The organism is uncultured Aquincola sp. (assembly GCF_964001545.1).
Lineage (GTDB): Bacteria > Pseudomonadota > Gammaproteobacteria > Burkholderiales > Burkholderiaceae_C > Aquincola.
Window position 1 is genome coordinate 1 of sequence record NZ_CAXFDV010000740.1, and the last position, 2,270, is coordinate 2,270.

Sequence of the window (2,270 nt, forward strand, 5' to 3'; positions counted from 1 at the left end):
CTGGCTGAACGGCGCCCTGCCGCTGGCCGGTGGCCAGGAGGCTTATGCCTTCGGCACCTGGACGCGGCGCGACAGCGTGGGCGCCGCCTACTTCCGCTACCCCGACAGCACGGCCAACCCCGACCGCTTCTACCCGGATGGCTATCGCCCCGAGACCACCGGCCGCAGCGACGACCTGTCGTTGACCGCCGGTGTGCGCGGCCCACTGGCCGGCTGGGACGCCGATGCCAGCCTGGCCTACGGCCGCAATGACTTCGACTTCGGCGTGCGGCGCTCGCTCAATGCCTCGCTGGGCGCGGCCAGTCCCACGCGCTTCGACCTGGGCGGCTACCGCTTCGACCAGTGGGTGGCCAACCTCGACCTGAGCCGGCCGCTGAACCTGGGCCTGGCCCAGCCGGCCACGCTGGCGGTGGGCGCCGAATGGCGGCGCGAGGGCTTTCGCAGCACGGCGGGCGATGCCGCGTCTTATGGTGTCGGCCCGGTGATCGCACCGCCGGGTGCGCAGGCCGGCCCCGGCCTGTCGCCGGCCGACACCGCCGACCCTTCGCGCCGCATCGCGGGCGTGTATGCCGATCTCTCGGCCGATGTGAGCAAGCAGTTGTTCGCCGAAGCAGCCGCCCGCTACGACCACTACAGCGATGCCGGCGGCGCCGGCACCGGCAAGCTGTCGGCGCGTTATGCCTTCACGCCCGCGCTGGCGGTGCGCGGCGCCGCGTCCACCAGCTTCCGCGCGCCTTCGCTGGCGCAGGAAGCCTTCAGCTTCACCACCTCCAACTACGGCGACGGCGGCGTGCTGAGCCAGGTGCGCACGCTGCCGGTGGGCAGCGCAGCGGCCCAGGCCCTGGGCGCCAAGGAGCTGAAGCCCGAGCGTTCGCGCAACTTCAGCCTGGGCGTGACGGCACAGCCCGCGGCCGGCGTGTCGGTCACGCTGGACATCTACCGCATCGACGTGAAGGACCGCATCACGCTGAGCGAGCGCTTCAGCAGCGCCGCGCTGAGCAGCCTGCTGGCCAGCCAGTACGGGCTGTTGAACGTTGATGGGGTCAACTTCTTCACCAACGCGGTGGACACCCGCACCCAGGGCGCCGACCTGGTGGGGCAATGGCAGGGCAAGGCGGCGGGCGGCGACCTGCAGCTGAGCGCCGCGATCTCGGCCAGCCGTACCCGCATCCAGCGCACCGAGGCCCTGCCGGCGCAGCTGGCCGCGCTGGGCGCCAGCGGCGGCCTGGTGGGGCTGGAAGAGGCCAACACGCTCACCACCTCGGCGCCGCGGCAGCGCCATGTGTTCACTGCGCAGTGGACCGGCGGCGCCTACGGTGGCCTGCTGCGGGCCACCCGCCATGGCAAGACCACACGGGTGTTCGACTTCGGCGACGGCTTCACGCCCACCCAGACCTACGGCGCCACCTGGCAGCTGGACGCGGAAGTGGAATGGCGGCCCACCAAGGCCTGGGCGCTGGCGCTGGGCGGCGTGAACATCACCAACCGCTACCCCGACCGCTCCATCGCCGACATCGCCTACTTCGGCAACCTGCCCTACGACGTGCTGTCGCCGATCGGCTTCAACGGCGCGTACTGGTACGCGCGGGCGCGGTACAACTTTTGATCAGTCTTTTCTTCGGGATCGCCAGGCCACCAGCCCGGCGATCACGGTGAAGGCGGTGACGATGCTCACCACGATCCAGAAGCCGTGCGGCTCTTCGCTCAGCGGCACGCCGCCCACGTTCATGCCCATCAGCCCGGCGATCAGGTTGATGGGCAGCGCCAGCACCGTCACCACCGTCAGCACGAACAGGCTGCGGTTGTTGTCCTCGTTCACGCGGGCGGCGATTTCTTCCTGCAGCAGCTTGATGCGCTCCTGCAGCGCCGACATGTCGCGCAGCACCACCGAGAACTCTTCGGTGGACTGGCGCAGCGCCAGCACGCCGGCTTCGTCGATCCACGCGGGCGGGTGCTGCAGCAGCCGGAACAGCGCCGCCGGCTCAGGCGCCAGCAGCCGCTGCAGCCGCACCAGCACCCGCCGCATCGCGCCCAGCTTGGCACGGCGGGCATCGGGCCGGTTGGCCAGCAGTTCGTCCTCCACCTCGTCCACGCGGGCGGTGACGTCGCGCACGATGCGCACCAGCACGTCGGCTTGTGCACGCAGCAGCGCTTCCAGCAGCTCGATCGGCGAGGCGATGGTGTCGCCGCGCTTGGCGGCGGTGCGCAGGGCGTCGATGGAGCGCAGCGCATGGCGCCGGGCCGTCACCACCAGGTGCCGGTCCACATGC

Annotated in this window: 2 protein-coding genes; one reads left to right on the forward strand and one right to left on the reverse strand. The window is 71.1% G+C overall.

Translation table 11 applies throughout. From position 1 onward, the window contains the following. Window positions 1–1,606: TonB-dependent receptor (locus ABNT58_RS25950; protein WP_348756269.1), on the forward strand; the 1,606-nt coding region annotated here is incomplete at its 5' end. Here the strand turns inward: ABNT58_RS25950 and ABNT58_RS25955 are convergent. Continuing rightward, window positions 1,607–2,270, reverse strand: a 664-nt coding sequence (locus ABNT58_RS25955) for a CorA family divalent cation transporter (protein WP_348756270.1), incomplete at its 5' end; no start/stop codon positions are given.